This is a genomic window from Corallococcus praedator, assembly GCF_003612125.1.
Classification (GTDB): Bacteria; Myxococcota; Myxococcia; order Myxococcales; family Myxococcaceae; genus Corallococcus; species Corallococcus praedator.
Window position 1 is genome coordinate 1 of the sequence record NZ_RAWI01000955.1, and the last position, 461, is coordinate 461.

The following is a 461-nucleotide window of genomic DNA, read 5'->3' on the forward strand; positions in this document are numbered from 1 at the left end:
ATCAAGCAGGATTCGCAGGCGCTAGAACTCTACCGCAGCATTGGCAATTCTTCCGGCGAGGCGGGCGTCTTGAGCGAGATGGGCAACACGCTGCGCTATCAGGGCGATTTCACTCGATCGCAGCAGTCGATCGAGCAGGCGTTGAGCTTACAGCGGAGTTTGGGCGATCGCAGTGCCGAAGCTAATTCTCTGAACAATTTGGGCTTGCTCTACCAAGCTCAAAATCAGCTCGATCAGGCGCGATCGAACTATGAGCAGAGCTTGCAGATTGCCCGCGAACTTGACAACCACACCGGAACGGCTGCCACCCTCAACAACATCGGCTCGATCTACGACGACCAGGAACAGTTTCAGCAGGCGATCGACATCTACGAGCAAGCGCTGAGTTTGGTGAGGGAATCAGGTGATCGATCGGGCGAGGCGACCACGCTCAACAATATCGGCTCCAGCCTGCTCAGCCT

General features: G+C 56.4%; 1 protein-coding gene. It reads left to right on the plus strand.

Annotation, left to right across the window (positions count from 1 at the left end; translation table 11 throughout):
* Positions 1–461 (plus strand): tetratricopeptide repeat protein (locus tag D7Y13_RS42565; protein WP_158626224.1); only part of this gene is annotated, 461 nt, incomplete at both ends.